Origin of the sequence: Streptomyces sp. MNU76, from assembly GCF_020982545.1 — a bacterium.
Lineage (GTDB): Bacteria > Actinomycetota > Actinomycetes > Streptomycetales > Streptomycetaceae > Streptomyces.
The window spans coordinates 574867-589832 of the sequence record NZ_JAJKLK010000003.1 but is presented as its reverse complement, the minus strand read 5'-3'; the positions used below and the strand labels follow the sequence as shown (position 1 = coordinate 589832).

Sequence of the window (14966 nt, the reverse complement as noted above, 5' to 3'; positions counted from 1 at the left end):
GCGGCAGCCACGCCCGCGGCGCTCCAGGCGGCGTAGACGGAGGAGAGGTATGGCCAAGAGCGAAAGGCCCAGGGCCAGGTACCGAGGGCGCGCGCGACCGGAAACGGACGGCTGGGGGCTGGGGGCCGGGAGCCGACAGCCCGACAGCCCGACGGTCATGAAGCGGACGGGCTGGGGTGTCTCACGGGGCGGGTTCGCCGTCGGCCGGGTGGCAGGGCATCGGTCTGTGGCGCGCCGGGGCGGTCAGTGGGCTGGCCGCTGCGGCCCCCTTTGTGGCCGCACGGGCCAGTCCGCCGGTGCTTGCGTGCTGCCTAAGTTCCTCCCACGCCGACAGTGGCGACGAGAGGAGGTGGACTCGTGAAGGAGTCCGAATTCGACACGTGTGTCATCGGTGCCGGTCCCGCTGGGCTGGCAGTGGCACGAGCGCTCGGTGAGCGACGGCTCCCCTACACGCACATCGAGCGGCACACCGGTCCGGGCGGCCTGTGGGACATCGACAACCCGGGCAGCCCGATGTACGAGTCGGCCCATTTCGTCTCCAGCAAGACCCTCTCGGGCTTCGGCGGCTGGCCGATGCCCGACCACTTCGCCGACTACCCGCCGCGGCGGCAGATCCTGTCGTATCTGACGTCGTTCGCCGACGCGTACGGGCTCTCGGAACGCATCGAGTTCGGCACCGCCGTGCGCGACGTGGCGAAGAACGCGGACGGCACCTGGACGGTCACCCGTGCCGACGGGCGCACCAGCCGCCACGCGCAGGTGGTGGTCTGCACCGGCTCGCAGTGGCACCCCAACATCCCCGAGATCCCGGGTGACTTCAGCGGCGAGATCCGGCACACGGTCGGCTACCGCAGCAGCGACGAGCTGCGCGGCAAGCGGGTCCTGGTGGTCGGCGGGGGCAACTCCGGCTGCGACATCGCCTGTGACGCGGCCCGTGCCGCCGACCACGCGGAGATCAGCATGCGCCGCGGTTACTGGTTCATCCCCAAACACCTGTTCGGCAGGCCCGTGGACACCCTCGAAGGCGTCGGTCCCCGGATGCCGAAGTGGCTGGAGCAGAGGCTGTTCGGCGCACTCCTGCGGATCGTCAACGGCGATCCGACCCGCCTCGGCCTGCAGAAGCCGGACCACAAGCTCTTCGAGACCCACCCCACGGTCAACTCGATGCTCCTGCACCACCTGCAGCACGGCGACATCACCGCGCGGCCGGGCGTCCTGCGCGCCGAGGGCCGCACCGTCCACTTCACCGACGGCAGCAGCAACGACTTCGACCTGATCCTGCTGGCGACCGGCTATGTGCACAAAGTGCCCGTCGCGCAGGCCTACTTCGGCGACGAGCAGCACCCCGACCTGTACCTGTCGTCGTTCTCCCGCGAGCACGAGGGGCTGTTCGGCGTCGGCTTCATCGAGACCAACTCCGGCGCCTACCAACTCTTCGACGCTCAGGCCCAGTTGATCGCCGGGTTTATCCAGGACAGCCGCCGGGGCATGCCGAACGCCGAGCGCTTCGCCCGCATGATTCGCAGCGACCGCCCGGACCTGACCGGCGGTCTGCGGTTCGTGGACTCCCCGCGCCACACCGGCTACGTCGACAGCGCCGCGTACACCAAGTACGTCACCAAGGTCGCCGCCGCCCTGGGCTGGCCCACCGAGGGACGCGCTCCGGCGGTGCCGGTGGTCCGCAGCAAGGAGACGGTGGCATGAGCGGCTACGACTACGCCGGCAAGGTGATGCTGGTGACCGGCGGCGCGGGTGGCATCGGCAGCGCGCTGTGTCGGCGGTTCGCGAGCGGCGGCGCGGTGTGCGTCGTCGTCGACATCGACGGTGAGCGCGCGCGGCGGGTCGCGGACACCCTGCCCGGCGCCGGTCACCTGGGCCTCGGCTGCGACCTGCTGGACCGGGCCGGGATCGCGGACCTCTTCGAACAGGTCGCCGCCGCCTTCGGCCGCCTCGATGTGCTGGTCAACAACGTCGGTATGACCAGCACCGAGCGGTTCGACGTGCGCCCGGTGGAGACCATCGAGCGGGAGATCGATCTCAACATGATCTCTCCGCTGGTGGCCACCCGGCTGGCCATTCCCCTGCTGATGGCCTCCGCCGATCCCCGCGTCGTCACCACGGTGTCCCTCGCCGGCATCTTCCCCCAGGGGGAGACTCCGATCTACGCGGCGTCGAAGTTCGGGCTGCGCGGCGCGATGCTGTCCATCGCCCTCGACCTGGGCGCCAAGGGCATTCGCGTCGGCTCGGTGCTGCCGTCGGCCACCGACACCCCGATGCTGCGCCGGGAGGCCGTCGGCGGCGGCAACTCCCTGCAGTTCCAGGACCCCCCGCAGCAGCCGTCCGACGTCGCCGCCGCGGTGGTGAGCCTGCTCGACCGGCCGCGGCTCGAGGCGTATCCACGCGTCGGCGAAGCGCTCCTGGTCCGCTTCTCCATGCTGGTGCCGAACCTTCTCCCCAGCCTTCTCCCGCTCTTCCGCAAGCGCGGCGAACGCGGCCTGGCCCGGTACCTGGAGGACCTGCGGCGCAGAGGACTGGCCCGGCAGGTCGACGGCCGCTGGGAACTGGTGCAGGAGGCATGACCATGAACACCGACACGAACGCCGACATGAACACCGACACGAACACCCGCCCGGACGACCGCCTGCTCACCGTCATCAACCCGGCCACCGGGGAGATCCTCGACACCCTGCCCGCCGCCACCGCGGGCGAGGTGGACACGGCCGTGGACCAGGCGCACCGCGTCTTCGACAGCGGGGTGTGGGCGGCCCGGCCGCCCCGGGAGCGGGCCGCGGTCCTGCTGCGCCTCGCCGAGCTGATGGAACGCGATGCCGAGATCCTGGCCCGCCTGGACTGCGAGGACGCGGGCAAACCCATCACGGAGTGCCGTACCGGCGATGTGCCGGGCGCGATCGAGTCGATCCGCTGGTTCGCGGAGGCGGCCGACAAGGTCTTCGGCCGCACCGCCCCCACCAGCCACGACCACCTGGGTCTGATGAGCCGGGAACCCGTCGGAGCGGTCGCCGCCGTCCTCCCCTGGAACTACCCGCTCGCCATGGCCGCCTGGAAGATCGGGCCCGCCCTCGCCGCGGGCAACAGCCTGCTGCTCAAGCCTGCCGAGGCGACCCCGCGCTCGGCCCTCCACGTGGCCCGGCTGGCGACGGAGGCGGGGCTGCCGGACGGCACCCTCGCCGTGCTGCCCGGCTACGGCGCGCAAGCCGGCCGGGCGCTCGCCCGACACCCCGGGATCGGCGCGCTCTCGTTCACCGGCTCGACGGCGACCGGACGGCGGATCCTGGCCGACGCCGCGGAGACCAACTTCAAGCGGGTCTTCCTGGAGATGGGCGGCAAGAGCCCCCAGGTGCTGATGCCGGACGCGCTCGACTTCGGCGTCGACCTCATCGACGACATGATCGAAGCCGCGTTCCTGACGATGGGACAGAACTGCACGGCCGGCTCCCGGATCCTGGTCCACGAGGACATCGCCGCCGAGGTCGTCGCACGGTTCACGGCCGCCGCCGGGGCCCTGGTCATCGGCGACCCGGCCGAGCCGGACACCCGCACGGGACCGCTGATCAGCACTGCGGCGCGAGACCGGGTCGCCCGCGCCGTGGACGAGGCGGTCGCCGCCGGAGCCGTGGCCCACACCGCCGGGTTGCCGGCGGGCCTGCACCCGCACGGGGCGTACTACCCGCCCACCGTCGTCGTCGGCGCCCCCGACGGCAGCGGGGTCCTCACCGAGGAACTGTTCGGCCCCGTGGTCACCGTCCAGACCTTCGCCTCCAAGCGGGAGGCGATCCGGACGGCGAACGCCACCCCCTACGGCCTTGCCGCCTCACTGTGGACCCACGACCTCGACACCGCCTTCCGTCTCGCCCGCGGCATCCAGGCCGGAGTGGTCTCCGTCAACTGCTACAGCGAGGGCGACATCACCGCCCCCTTCGGTGGCTGGAAACAGTCCGGATTCGGTGGGGCGGAGCGGTCCACCGACGCCTTCGGGCAGTGGACAAGGGAGAAGACCGTCTGGATCCGTACCCGCTAGCGCGGCCGAACCCGGACACAGCTGCCTAAGGTGGTCGCGAGTACGGCCCTGGAGAGAAGCCATGACCGAGGCAACCCGTCCGGAGAACAGCACCACCCGCAGCACGTCGGCGACGATCTCCCCGAACATTCTGCGCTATCTGGGCCAGATCACCGAGGAGTACGGAGTCGACCTACAGCCGGAACTGTCCCAGGTCGGTCTCACCGAGACCCTGATGCGCTCGGCGGCCCTGCGCGTCTCCTACCGCCAGGGCAGTGCCGTCATCCGGCGCGCTGTCGAACTCACCGGGGACGAGAACCTGGGCCTGCGGGTCGGAGCCGCGCAGCACCTCACCGCCTGGGGGCTGGTGGGCTTCGCCATGCTCGCCAGCGACACCCTCCAGGTCGCGATCGAGGCGGGGGTCCGCTTCCAGAACGTGTCCGGGGCGATGACGGTCTGGTCGGCGGGCCGGGAGGGCTCCGACTACGTGATCCGGGCCGACCTCCCGGACCCGATGATCGACCCGAACGTCGCCGTCTTCCTTGTCGAGGAGGCGTTTTCGAGCGTCGTCACCCTGGGCCGCCTCGCCGCCGACGCCGGCCTCGCACCCCAGGAGGTCCACTTCGCCTTCGCCGCCCCGCGCGACGTCCAGCCCTTCCGCGACCTCTTCCGCTGCCCCCTGCACTTCGGCGCCTCCCACAACCGGCTGGTGGTACCGCAGGCATGGATCAACCGGCCGATGCCGGGCCGCGATCCGGTCACCTACGCCGCGACCCTCGAACTCCTCGAAGGGCAGATGGCCTCCCGCCGTCGCCAGCAGGACCTGCTGGAGATCCTGGAGATCTCCGTCGCGCAGAGCCTCCCGTTCGTCCCCTCCTTCTCCGAGCAGGCCCGCCGACACGCGTCGAGCGAGCGGACGCTGCGCCGCCGCCTGGCCGACTGCGGCACCTCCTACGAGGCGATCGTCGAGGGCGTCCGCCGGGAGCGCGTCGAACTGCTCCTGCACCGCCCTCACCTCACCCTCCGCGAGGTGGCCCGCCAGGCGGGCTTCTCCGACGAACGCGCCCTGCGCCGGGCTGTCCGCCGCTGGCACGGCATGGCGCCGTTGCAGCTGCGCGCGGGCTTCTCTTCGCAGACGGCGGGAACAACGCCGAGTCAGGGACGCGGCGAACTAGGCGACCAGTCGTAACCGGACGCCTTGCCGAGCTTGCGTACAGCCGCTTCTCCGCCCGAGGCCGGAACGCGACTCTCGACCACCGAGACTCCACGTGCGCCCGCCACCTTCGAGGGACTGGTCGGCAGGGTCACCGGGGCACTGACGTCTCCGGCCACTGCTGTCGGCCTGGCATGACGCCGTCGGCCACCTGCGGCTGATCGCCCGCACAGCCCCGTTGCCGACCGGTGGACGGCAACGGGGCCGGCGGCTGCACCGGCCGACCCCGATCACCGCAATCTCTTGTTTCGACATGTCTCTATGTTGACGTTTTTCGATTCAAGGCGAAAGATTGCATCAATGGACGTCAATACAAGCCGTTCAAGCCGTTCCGGGCACCGCCATGCCCGTCATCCAGGAGTGAAGTCATGAGCGAGCAGAGCACCACCGACCTGCGCGAAACCGTCCGCCGGCGGTACGCCGCCGCAGTCGTGAAGGTCACCGAAGGCGGCACCACCTGCTGCGGACCCGAGCCCGTCGAGGTCGACGAGAACTTCGGCTCCACCCTCTACGCCGCCGACGAGCGCGACGCCCTGCCCGCCGAGGCCGTGGCCGCCTCCCTCGGCTGCGGCAACCCCACCGCCGTCGCCGAACTCCGCGAAGGCGAACGCGTCCTGGACCTCGGTTCCGGCGGCGGCATCGACGTCCTGCTCTCCGCCCGCCGCGTCGGCCCCACCGGCAAGGCGTACGGGCTGGACATGACCGAGGAGATGCTCGCCCTGGCTCTCGCCAACGCGGCGAAGGCCGGCGCGGCGAACGTCGAGTTCCTCAAGGGCACCATCGAGGCGATCCCGCTGCCCGCGAACACGATCGACGTCGTCATCTCCAACTGTGTGATCAACCTGTCCACCGACAAGCCCGCCGTCTTCGCCGAGACCTTCCGCATCCTCAGGCCCGGCGGCCGGATCGGCGTCTCCGACGTCGTCGCCGACGACACCCTCACGCCCGACCAGCGGGCCGAGCGCGGCGACTACGTCGGCTGCATCGCCGGCGCCCTCTCGTTCGCCGAATACCGCGCCGGACTCGAAGCCGCCGGGTTCACCGACGTCGAGATCACCCCGACCCACCCGGTCGCCGACGGCATGCACTCCGCGATCGTCCGTGCCACGAAGCCGGTGACCGCCGAAAGCGGCCGTCCGGCCGCCGAGTCGAGTGCCGCGTGCTGCGGCGTCGAGGCCTGCTGTACGCCGGCCGAGACCGCGGTCGACCCCGGCCTCACCGTGATCGAGGCCAAGACCACCTCGGGATGCGGTTGCCAGAACTGACGCCGACACCGCCCCAGGGCCCTTCGCACCGGAGGGCCCTGGCCCATGCCCACGGTGGACATCGAGGGCACGGCGGTGACCGCGCGGGGGCGGCCCGTGCCTGCTCCCGGGCGTGACGGCGACTCGCGTACGTGCGCAGACCCGGTCGAGCCCCGCGCCTTAAGTAGGCTGGTGCGCCGAGCGAAGGAGCGCCGCGTATGAGCCTGCGCCTGAAGGCGATCACCCGTGAGGATCATCTGGCCTTCGTCCGGGCCCGGCCCTCGGTCAGCCACATGCAGGTGCCCTCGTGGGGCGATGTGAAGCCGGACTGGCGGGCGCGGAGCCTCGGCTGGTTCGACGAGAGCGACCGACTGGTCGGCGTGGGCCTGGTGCTGCTGCGGCCCTTGCCGAAGTTGCGGCGGTACCTCGCCTACCTGCCCGAGGGGCCGGTCATCGACTGGACCGCGCCGGATCTTCAGCGCTGGCTGGAGCCGATGCTCGGCTATCTGAAGGAGCAGGGCGCGTTCTCGGTGAAGATGGGGCCGCCGGTGGTGACCCGTCGCTGGAGTGCCGAGGCGGTCAAGGCGGCGATCGCCGACCCGGGGGCGAGGCGGCTGGGGGACGTGGAGGCCACCGTGCACGAGCCGGGGTCCGCCGGCATCGCCGACCGGTTGCGCCGCATGGGCTGGCGGACGGCCGAGCCCGGAGGCGAGGACGGCTTCGCCGCCGGCCAGCCGCGCTACGTCTTCCAAGTCCCTTTCTCGGGACGGTCGTTGGAGGAGATCCAGCAGGGCCTCAACCAGCAGTGGCGCCGCAACATCAAGAAGGCGGAGAAGGCAGGCGTCACGGTCGTGCGGGGCGCGTACGAGGATCTGCCCGCCTTCCACGAGATCTACGTGGAGACCGCCGGCCGGGACCGGTTCATCCCCCGTCCCCTGGCGTACTTCCAGCGCATGTGGACCGCGTTGACCTCGGAGGACACCGACCGTATGCGCCTGTACCTCGCCCACCACGAGGGCGAGGTACTCGCGGCGGCCACGATGCTGACCGTCGGCACACACGCCTGGTACTCCTACGGCGCCTCCACCAGCCGCAAGCGCGAGGTGCAGCCCAACAACGCCGTCCAGTGGCGGATGATGACCGACGCCCACGCGCTCGGCGCCGGCGTCTACGACTTCCGCGGCATCACCGACACGCTGGAGGAGAGCAACCACCTGCTGGGACTCCTGCGGTTCAAGTCCGGCAGCGGCGGCGAGGCCGTCGAATACCTCGGCGAGTGGGACTTCCCGCTCAACAAGGTCCTGCACAAGGCCTTCGACCTCTACATGTCCCGCCGCTGATCCCGTCGGCCGCCCGGTCCTCTTGTGCGAACGCACATGCCATGCCGAGCATCAGAAGGCCCGGCTCATGCGATGACACTGATGGCATACACCTGGCACTTGCGGCATTATCATCTGCGCAGACCTAGCTACGGAATCGGGGACGGCGAGCGTCGACCAGTTGATCAGGGGCGTTGACCGTCGCCGAGTCCGTTCAGTCCGTGCAGTCCGCGCAGGACCAGAGGGAGTGGACCCGTGACGACCCGTGCCGTACGCCGGACCCGTACGACCAGGCGGACCCTGCGGGCAGTCGGGGTCGGTGGCGCCGCCCTGCTGGCCCTGAGCGCCTGTGGTTCCTCCGACTCCGACTCCTCCGCGAAGTCGGACTCCTCCGGCTCGGACGAGCTGTCCGGGGAGGTGACCGTCTTCGCCGCCGCCTCGCTCAAGGAGAGCTTCACGACGCTGGGCGAGCAGTTCGAGAAGGAGCACCCCGGGACGAAGGTGACGTTCAACTTCGGCGGCAGCGACGCGCTCGCCGCCGGCATCACCGGCGGCGCCCCGGCGGACGTGTTCGCCTCCGCCAGCCCCAGGACGATGGCCGTCGTGACCGATGCCGGTGACGCCTCCAGCACACCCGAGACCTTCGCCCGCAACCAGCTGGAGATCGCCACCCTCCCCGGCAACCCCGACAGGATCTCCTCCCTCGAGGATCTGAACGGCTCCGATCTGAAGGTCGTGCTCTGCGACGAGGCCGTGCCCTGCGGCGCCGCCGCGCGGAAGGCCCTCGACGCGAGCAAGCTGAAGCTCACGCCGGTGTCGTACGAGGAGGACGTGAGGTCCGCGCTCAACAAGGTGGTGCTGAAGGAGGCCGACGCGGCGGTCGTCTACAAGACCGATGTGCGGGCGGCCGGTGAGAAGGTGGAGGGTGTGGAGTTCCCCGAGTCCGCCGACGCCATCACCGACTACCCCATCACCCTGCTCAGGGAGTCGGAGAACACCGACGCCGCCAGGGCGTTCATCGCGCTCGTGCGGTCCGCCGAGGGCCAGAAGGTCCTGACCGAGGCCGGGTTCCTGGAGCCGTGACGTCCCCTTCTCCTTCCGCCTCTTCCTCTCAGGGGGCCGGCACCGCGGACACCCTGGGCGGGGGTCCGCGGCGTCGGCGCGTCCCCGGACGCGGGTGGCTTCCCGGACGCGGAGGGTTCCCCGGGCGCCACGGGGGTGTCCCGCTCCCCCTGCTCCTGCCCGCGCTGATCGGCCTCGTCCTCCTCGTCCTCCCGCTCGTCGCCCTCCTGATCCGGGCGCCCTGGCGCAGCATGCCCGACCTGCTCACCAGCCCCGAGGTGTGGCAGGCGCTGAAGCTGTCGCTCGTGTGCGCCACGGCGGCCACGGCCGTGAGTCTGGTCCTCGGGGTGCCGCTGGCCTGGCTGCTGGCCCGGGTGGACTTCCCCGGACGCGGTCTCGTACGGGCCCTCGTCACCCTCCCCCTCGTCCTGCCCCCGGTGGTCGGCGGTGTGGCACTGCTGATGGCGCTCGGCCGCAACGGGGTCGTCGGGCAGTGGCTGGACGACTGGTTCGGGATCACCCTGCCGTTCACCACGGCCGGGGTCGTGGTGGCCGAGGCGTTCGTGGCGATGCCGTTCCTGGTCATCAGCGTGGAGGGCACGCTACGGGCAGCCGACCCCCGGTACGAGGAGGCCGCGGCCACGCTGGGGGCCTCCCGGTTCACGGCGTTCCGCCGGGTCACGCTGCCGCTGATCGCGCCCGGGGTCGCGGCGGGCGCCGTACTGGCGTGGGCCCGCGCTCTGGGCGAGTTCGGGGCGACCATCACCTTCGCCGGCAACTTCCCCGGCCGTACCCAGACCATGCCCCTCGCCGTCTACCTCGCCCTCCAGAACGATCCGGAGGCGGCGATCGCCCTCAGCCTGGTCCTGCTGGCCGTGTCGATCGCGGTGCTCGGAGGGCTGCGTGACCGATGGATGACCGCCTCATGACCGACGACGGGAACCCCGGCGAGGGTCTCGACGCCCGGCTGGTGGTCGTACGCGGCGCGTCGTTCCGTCTCGATGTGACGCTGACCGCCGCGCCCGGTGACGTGGTGGCGCTGCTCGGCCCCAACGGCGCCGGCAAGACGACGGCGCTACGGGCCCTCGCCGGGCTCGTGCCGCTGTCGGGCGGTGGCCGGCTGCGACTGGACGGCGCCGAGCTGGACGGCCGGCCACCGGAGTCACGCCCGGTCGGCGTGGTCTTCCAGGACTATCTCCTCTTCCCGCACCTCACCGCCCTCGACAACGTGGCCTTCGGCCCCCGCTGCCACGGCGCGAGCAAGGCGGAGGCGCGGGCGCGGGCAGCGAAGTGGCTGGAGCGGATGGGCCTCGCCGCCCAGGCCGGAAACAAGCCCCGGCGGCTCTCCGGCGGCCAGGCGCAGCGCGTGGCCCTCGCCCGCGCCCTGGCCACCCGCCCCGGCTGCTCCTCCTCGACGAGCCCCTCGCCGCCCTCGACGCCCGCACCCGCCTCGACGTCCGCGCCCAACTCCGGCGCCACCTGGCCGACTTCGAGGCCGTCGCCGTGCTCGTCACCCACGACCCGCTGGACGCCATGGTCCTGGCGGACCGTCTCGTCGTCATCGAGGACGGCCACGTCGTCCAGGAGGGCACCCCCTCCCACATCGCCCGCCATCCCCGTACGGACTACATCGCCCACCTCGTCGGCCTCAACCTCTACCGGGGTGAGGCGCGCGGCCACACCGTCCACCTCCCCGACGGACCGGCGATCACGACGACGGAGAACCTGACCGGCCCGGTGTTCGTCGCCTTTCCGCCCAGCGCCGTCACCCTCCACCGGGACCGGCCCACCGGCTCCAGCGCCCGCAACCTCTGGCACTGCGAGGTCACCGGCATGGAGGCCCACGGCGACCAGATCCGGGCCTCCCTCGCCGGTGAACTCGCCCTGGCCGTCGATCTGACGACCGTCGCGGCGGCGGAGCTCGGCATCCACCCGGGCACGGAGATCTGGGCGACGGTCAAGGCGAGCCAGACGCACGCCTACCCCGCCTGACGAGGGACGGCGCGGGTGTCGCCTCGCGGGCGCGAGGCGACACCCGGGGCTACGGTGGGCCGCACGGCCGTCCAGAGGCCGGCCGTCCGACACCGGTCGGATCCGTCACCCGCTGCGAGGTGTTCCCTCATGAGCCTGAGCATCCGCAATCAACTGCACGGCACCATCACCACCGTCACCCCGGGGGAGGCCATGGCGACCGTCAGGGTCCGCCTCGACGGCGGACAGGAGGTCACCGCCGCGATCACCCTCGACGCCGTGGAAGGCCTCGGCCTGACCGCGGGCACGACCGTACGCACGCTGGTCAAGGCCACCGACGTGTCGCTGGCCACCGGCCCCGTGGACGGGCTGTCCATCCGCAACCGGCTCCCCGGCACCGTGCGCGAGGTGACCACGGGCTCCGCCATGGCGGCGGTGAGGGTCTCGGTCGAGGGCGGCGAGCTGACCGCCGCGATCACGAAGGACGCGGTCACCGAACTCGGTCTGGCGGCGGGCTCCGCCGTCACCGCGCTGTTCAAGTCGACGGAGGTCTCCCTCGCGACCGTCTAGGCAGCCGTCACCGCAGGGCCGCCAGGACATGGCTGGGGCCCACCTGCCAGACGGGCCCGACGTGTTCGAACCCCGCGTCGCGCAGGAGGGCGACGTGGCCGGAGAGGGTCAGGTCGTTGCCCTCGCAGTGGGGGCGTCCGGCGTCCGCGCGGTGTGAGAGGAGCCGGGCGAGTTCGGGGTCGGCGGCGGCGCCGGCCCACCAGGAGTCCCAGTCCTCGACGAGGGGCAGGGCGGAGCGTTCGCTCCGGCGGCGGCCGATGTCCAGGGCGAGCTCGGAGACCTTCGTGGAGTCGGGGCTGATGTGGTCGCCGTTGATGAGGATGCCGCCGGGCCGCAGCAGCCCGGCGAGTTCCCGGTAGACGCCCCGCAGGGTCCGCGTGCCGAGGTAGTGCAGGGCGGTGGTCGACACCACCGCGTCCACCGGGCGCTCCAGGGCGAGCGCGTCGAGCCAGCCGGGTTCACCGATCACGGCTCTGACGTAGCGCAGAGTGGGCCCGTAGTGGGCGCTGCCCAGTTCCAGGAGGAGCGGGTCCGCGTCGACGGCGAGCACGTCGGCGGTCGGCAGTCGGGCGGCGAGCCGCGCCGCCAGGCACCCCGGGCCGCTGCCCAGATCGAGGACGAGCGGCACGGCCCGGTCGCGGGTCACATGCTCGACCAGATCCGCGATGACCTCGAACCGTTCCTCACGGTCGACCGCGTACAACTGCTGCTGGCGTTCCCAGCGCTCCACCCAGCGCGCCGCCGTCGTCGTACTCAGACCCATACCTGTCGCACTGCCCCCGTCTCCGGAAACCGTTCCTGTTAATGGAAATCATTGCAGGCTGGCGAGGATGGTGAGCAGTTCTTCCATCGCTTCAGGGGTGTTGTGCACATGCAGGCTCACCCGTACCGAGCCGTCCTCCGGGTCGCGGCCCGCCTGGCAGTGGCCGTCGGAGCGCACCATGAACCCGCGGCTGAAGAGGATGAAGCCGAGGGCCTGCGAGCCGATCCCGCGATGCCGGAAGGTGACGAGCGTGCGGCGCCGCTGCACCTCGCTGTCGGCCCTGAGGCTCGTCCGGCAGCCGAGCACCTCGTAGGCGTCCATCCGGGCCAGGCGGTCGGTCAGCAGCGTGGTCAGCGCCACGGTCCAGCGTTCGATGCGGGCCGGGTCGGCGGCGGTCAGCCAGTCGAGCGCGGCCGCGAGCCCCGCCACTCCGACCGTGTTGGGGTGCCGTTCCAGCCGCCGGGCCGCAACGGCGGTCCGTGTCGGCCGCGCGCCCAGACCGCGCCGGAACCGGGCAGGGCCATCGTCTTGCGGCCGGAGAAGACCACGAAGTCCACGTCGAGTTAGGCCACCGAGACCGGCACGTGCCCGACGCTCTGCGCGGCGTCCAGGCAGATCGGTACCTCCGGCCCGACGACCTGGCGCAGACGGTGGGCAGTTCCTCGATCTCGGCGCCGAGCAGCAGGAGCAGGTCCTTGATCTCCGGTACGCGCATCCGGTTGGTGACGCTCTTGAACGGCAGTCCGTGCAGGCCGGCGATGAGGGCGAGGGCCTTGGCGGTGTTGCCGCTGGACAGCTCCACGATCGTCTCGCCGCGCTCCTTGGCTCCGGCGATGTCCTGGCGGGTCATGCTCCACGCGGCCCGGTCCTTCAGCGAGCCGAAGGGATTGAGCATCTCCAGTTCGGCGTAGAGGTCGATGTCGCGCAGGCCGTGGACGGCCGGGTCGATACGGACCAGCGGCGTGTCGCCGATGGCGTCGGTGATGGTGTCGTACCTCATCCCTGCGGAGCCCCGTGCGGTCGAGCGGCCAGTACTCCTCGTCCAGACACCACCGCCACGGACCGTCCTGCGACCGACCGTCCTGCCGGTGGACCGCCACCTTGCGGGCGACGGGCTGCTGTTGGGCGTGTGTGGCACCGAAGTCCACGCAGTATCCGGCCGTGTTGACGAAGGAGAGCAGGTCGCCGGGGCGCGGGAGCCGGGGCAGGAAGACGGTGCGGCGGGTGATCAGATCCGCCTCCAGACAGAGGTCGCCCATCAGGTGGACGGCGACCGCGCCGGCCGCCTCGCCGGAGCCCGGGTCGCGGGGCAGGACCAAGGGGTCCATGAGCACTCCGTGGTCCTCCAAGCCGACGTCCCCCGCGTTCATCGCGAGGCGCACCAGGTACGGTCCCGTCTCCGGGTGCCGGACCTCCATGACCCTGCCGAGGGTGAGGCCGCACTGGTCGACCAGGGCGCGACCGGGCTCGACGTAGGTCGGCTCGGGCGCGGCCCGGAGGGCGAGGTTCAGCGGACAAGGTTCAGCGGGCAAGGTCTCGACCAGCAGGCCCGGTTCAGAGGATGAGGCTCCAAGAGCGCACCCGGCGGCCCGGTTTCAGAGGGCGAGGCTCATCAGGATCGCGTCCCGGTCGTCGCCCGGCGCGATCCGCAGCGCGCCGGGCCACCGGCCGACCTCAACCCAGCCGACCTTGCGGTAGAAGTCCTCCAGCCCCACGCCACCCCGTGCGGAGAGCGACAGCCGCTCCAGGCGCATATCGTCCCGCGCGATGTCACGCACGCGGTGCATCAGGGCGGCGCCGATGCCCTGACCCCGATGGCGCGGACTCGTCTGGACGTGGTTGACCGTGCCGCAGTGCGCGCCCAGGGGATGCGGCTCGCGGCGCAGGATCAGCCAGCCCGCGAGCGTGCCGCCGACGGTGGCGACGAGCAGTCTGCCGTGCCCCGGGTGCAGTCGGCCGACGAGCCCGTCGACCACGGGGGCGACGTCCCGGGCGGTGACCGGCAGCGGGGGGAACTCGGTGGCGAGCACGGCACCGCCCGCGTTGGCCACTTCCGCCCAGCAGTCGACGATCTCCTGCCTGAGGTCACCGCCGACCTCGCCGGGACAGGTCAACTGCCGCAACTCCACGACTCCGAACACCGTCATGCCCCTCAGCCTCCCAGAGCGGCGAGGCCTGCACACGTCCACGAGGGGCCGGCCCGCCGCTGTACGGAGGGTCGTCGTGGCTTCAGAGGGTCGTCGTGCCGGTCGGGGCTCCTGCGGAGGCCAGGGAGGGCGTGGGTGCCGGGGGCAGTTCGGCCCGGCCGAAGAGCAGGGCGTAGCCGGGCGGGAGTTGGGCGAGGATGCGGTCGAGGAGGTCGTCGCCCGCGAGCTGGGCGACGATCCGCAGGACGGTGCCGGTGTCCCAGCGGGTCGTGGCCGGCGTTCCACCCGTACGGGTCGCCAGGTCCTTGACGAAGCCCCAGCCGGTGACGGGTTCGGTGTCGGGGATCTCCGCCGTGAAGCAGCGGGCGGCCTCGTACGGCAGCCTGGCCGCGAGTTCCACGCGCTCGTCGCCGGTGAGCCGGCGGCCGAAGGCGGCCAGGACGGTGCGCACGGCCTCCTCGGCCCGTGCGCGGGTTGGGTACGCGCCTTCGTAGCGCACTCTCTCCAGCATCTGCTCGAACGTCATGCCCACGGTCTGCCGGCACGGCTCTTGCAGGGTGAACATCGTGAAGCGGTCGCCTTTCTCGTCCGAGGGGGCACAAGGGGTGAGGGTGGTGAAGGCGGTGGGGTCGCGAGCGAGGGGCGGCCCGGGGTGCTCG

General features: G+C 71.7%; 12 protein-coding genes and 4 pseudogenes. 10 read left to right on the top strand and 6 right to left on the bottom strand.

Annotated features, from left to right (window positions below):
* Positions 1 to 357: 357 nt before the first annotated feature.
* From E4N62_RS08930 to E4N62_RS08885, 10 genes and pseudogenes are all read left to right on the top strand, one after another.
* Positions 358 to 1704 (top strand): NAD(P)/FAD-dependent oxidoreductase, encoded by a 1347-nt coding sequence (locus E4N62_RS08930; protein WP_230213398.1) that lies wholly within the window; start codon positions 358 to 360, stop codon positions 1702 to 1704.
* Positions 1701 to 2579 (top strand): SDR family NAD(P)-dependent oxidoreductase, encoded by an 879-nt coding sequence (locus E4N62_RS08925; RefSeq protein ID WP_230213397.1) that lies wholly within the window; start codon positions 1701 to 1703, stop codon positions 2577 to 2579. The genes E4N62_RS08930 and E4N62_RS08925 overlap by 4 nt, the downstream gene beginning before the upstream one ends.
* 26 nt (positions 2580 to 2605) lie before the next feature.
* Entirely contained in the window at positions 2606 to 4039 is a 1434-nt protein-coding gene (locus E4N62_RS08920) for an aldehyde dehydrogenase family protein (protein WP_230214070.1), read from the top strand.
* 61 nt (positions 4040 to 4100) lie between these two features.
* Positions 4101 to 5207, top strand: coding sequence for an AraC family transcriptional regulator (locus E4N62_RS08915; RefSeq protein ID WP_230213396.1), 1107 nt, complete (start codon positions 4101 to 4103; stop codon positions 5205 to 5207).
* Positions 5208 to 5599: 392 nt separating this feature from the next.
* Complete coding sequence (gene arsM / locus E4N62_RS08910) at positions 5600 to 6496, top strand: arsenite methyltransferase (protein ID WP_230213395.1); 897 nt, start codon at positions 5600 to 5602, stop codon at positions 6494 to 6496.
* Between the two features lie 197 nt (positions 6497 to 6693).
* Positions 6694 to 7815 (top strand): peptidoglycan bridge formation glycyltransferase FemA/FemB family protein, encoded by a 1122-nt coding sequence (locus E4N62_RS08905; protein WP_230213394.1) that lies wholly within the window; start codon positions 6694 to 6696, stop codon positions 7813 to 7815.
* Between the two features lie 234 nt (positions 7816 to 8049).
* On the top strand, positions 8050 to 8877 hold the full coding sequence (gene modA / locus E4N62_RS08900) for a molybdate ABC transporter substrate-binding protein (RefSeq protein WP_230213393.1): 828 nt from the start codon (positions 8050 to 8052) through the stop codon (positions 8875 to 8877).
* On the top strand, positions 8874 to 9785 hold the full coding sequence (locus E4N62_RS08895) for an ABC transporter permease (RefSeq protein WP_230213392.1): 912 nt from the start codon (positions 8874 to 8876) through the stop codon (positions 9783 to 9785). The genes modA and E4N62_RS08895 overlap by 4 nt, the downstream gene beginning before the upstream one ends.
* Positions 9767 to 10848 (top strand): annotated as a pseudogene (locus E4N62_RS08890) (ABC transporter ATP-binding protein). The gene E4N62_RS08895 and the pseudogene E4N62_RS08890 overlap by 19 nt, the downstream one beginning before the upstream one ends.
* A 129-nt stretch (positions 10849 to 10977) precedes the next feature.
* On the top strand, positions 10978 to 11397 hold the full coding sequence (locus E4N62_RS08885; protein ID WP_230213391.1) for a molybdopterin-binding protein: 420 nt from the start codon (positions 10978 to 10980) through the stop codon (positions 11395 to 11397).
* Between the two features lie 7 nt (positions 11398 to 11404).
* On the opposite strand, the gene E4N62_RS08880 is transcribed toward E4N62_RS08885, so the two are convergent.
* The 6 genes and pseudogenes from E4N62_RS08880 to E4N62_RS08855 all read right to left on the bottom strand — a co-directional run bounded on the left by E4N62_RS08880 (position 11405) and on the right by E4N62_RS08855 (position 14872).
* Positions 11405 to 12160: a trans-aconitate 2-methyltransferase gene (locus E4N62_RS08880; protein ID WP_230213390.1), complete on the bottom strand. Its 756-nt coding sequence runs from the start codon at positions 12158 to 12160 to the stop codon at positions 11405 to 11407.
* A gap of 48 nt (positions 12161 to 12208) precedes the next feature.
* Positions 12209 to 12813, bottom strand: a pseudogene (locus E4N62_RS08875) (aminotransferase class V-fold PLP-dependent enzyme); the annotation flags it as partial.
* Positions 12813 to 13160: pseudogene (locus tag E4N62_RS08870) on the bottom strand (pyridoxal-phosphate dependent enzyme); the annotation flags it as partial. The pseudogenes E4N62_RS08870 and E4N62_RS08875, both read right to left, overlap by 1 nt.
* A 10-nt stretch (positions 13161 to 13170) precedes the next feature.
* Positions 13171 to 13707 (bottom strand): annotated as a pseudogene (locus E4N62_RS08865) (Y4yA family PLP-dependent enzyme); the annotation flags it as partial.
* A 48-nt stretch (positions 13708 to 13755) separates the two neighbouring features.
* Positions 13756 to 14307 carry a GNAT family N-acetyltransferase gene (locus E4N62_RS08860; RefSeq protein WP_230213389.1) on the bottom strand — a complete coding sequence of 184 codons (552 nt, stop codon included), beginning with the start codon at positions 14305 to 14307 and terminating at the stop codon, positions 13756 to 13758.
* An 82-nt stretch (positions 14308 to 14389) separates the two neighbouring features.
* Positions 14390 to 14872 carry a DUF2267 domain-containing protein gene (locus E4N62_RS08855; RefSeq protein ID WP_230213388.1) on the bottom strand — a complete coding sequence of 161 codons (483 nt, stop codon included), beginning with the start codon at positions 14870 to 14872 and terminating at the stop codon, positions 14390 to 14392.
* Between the last annotated feature and the right edge of the window lie 94 nt (positions 14873 to 14966).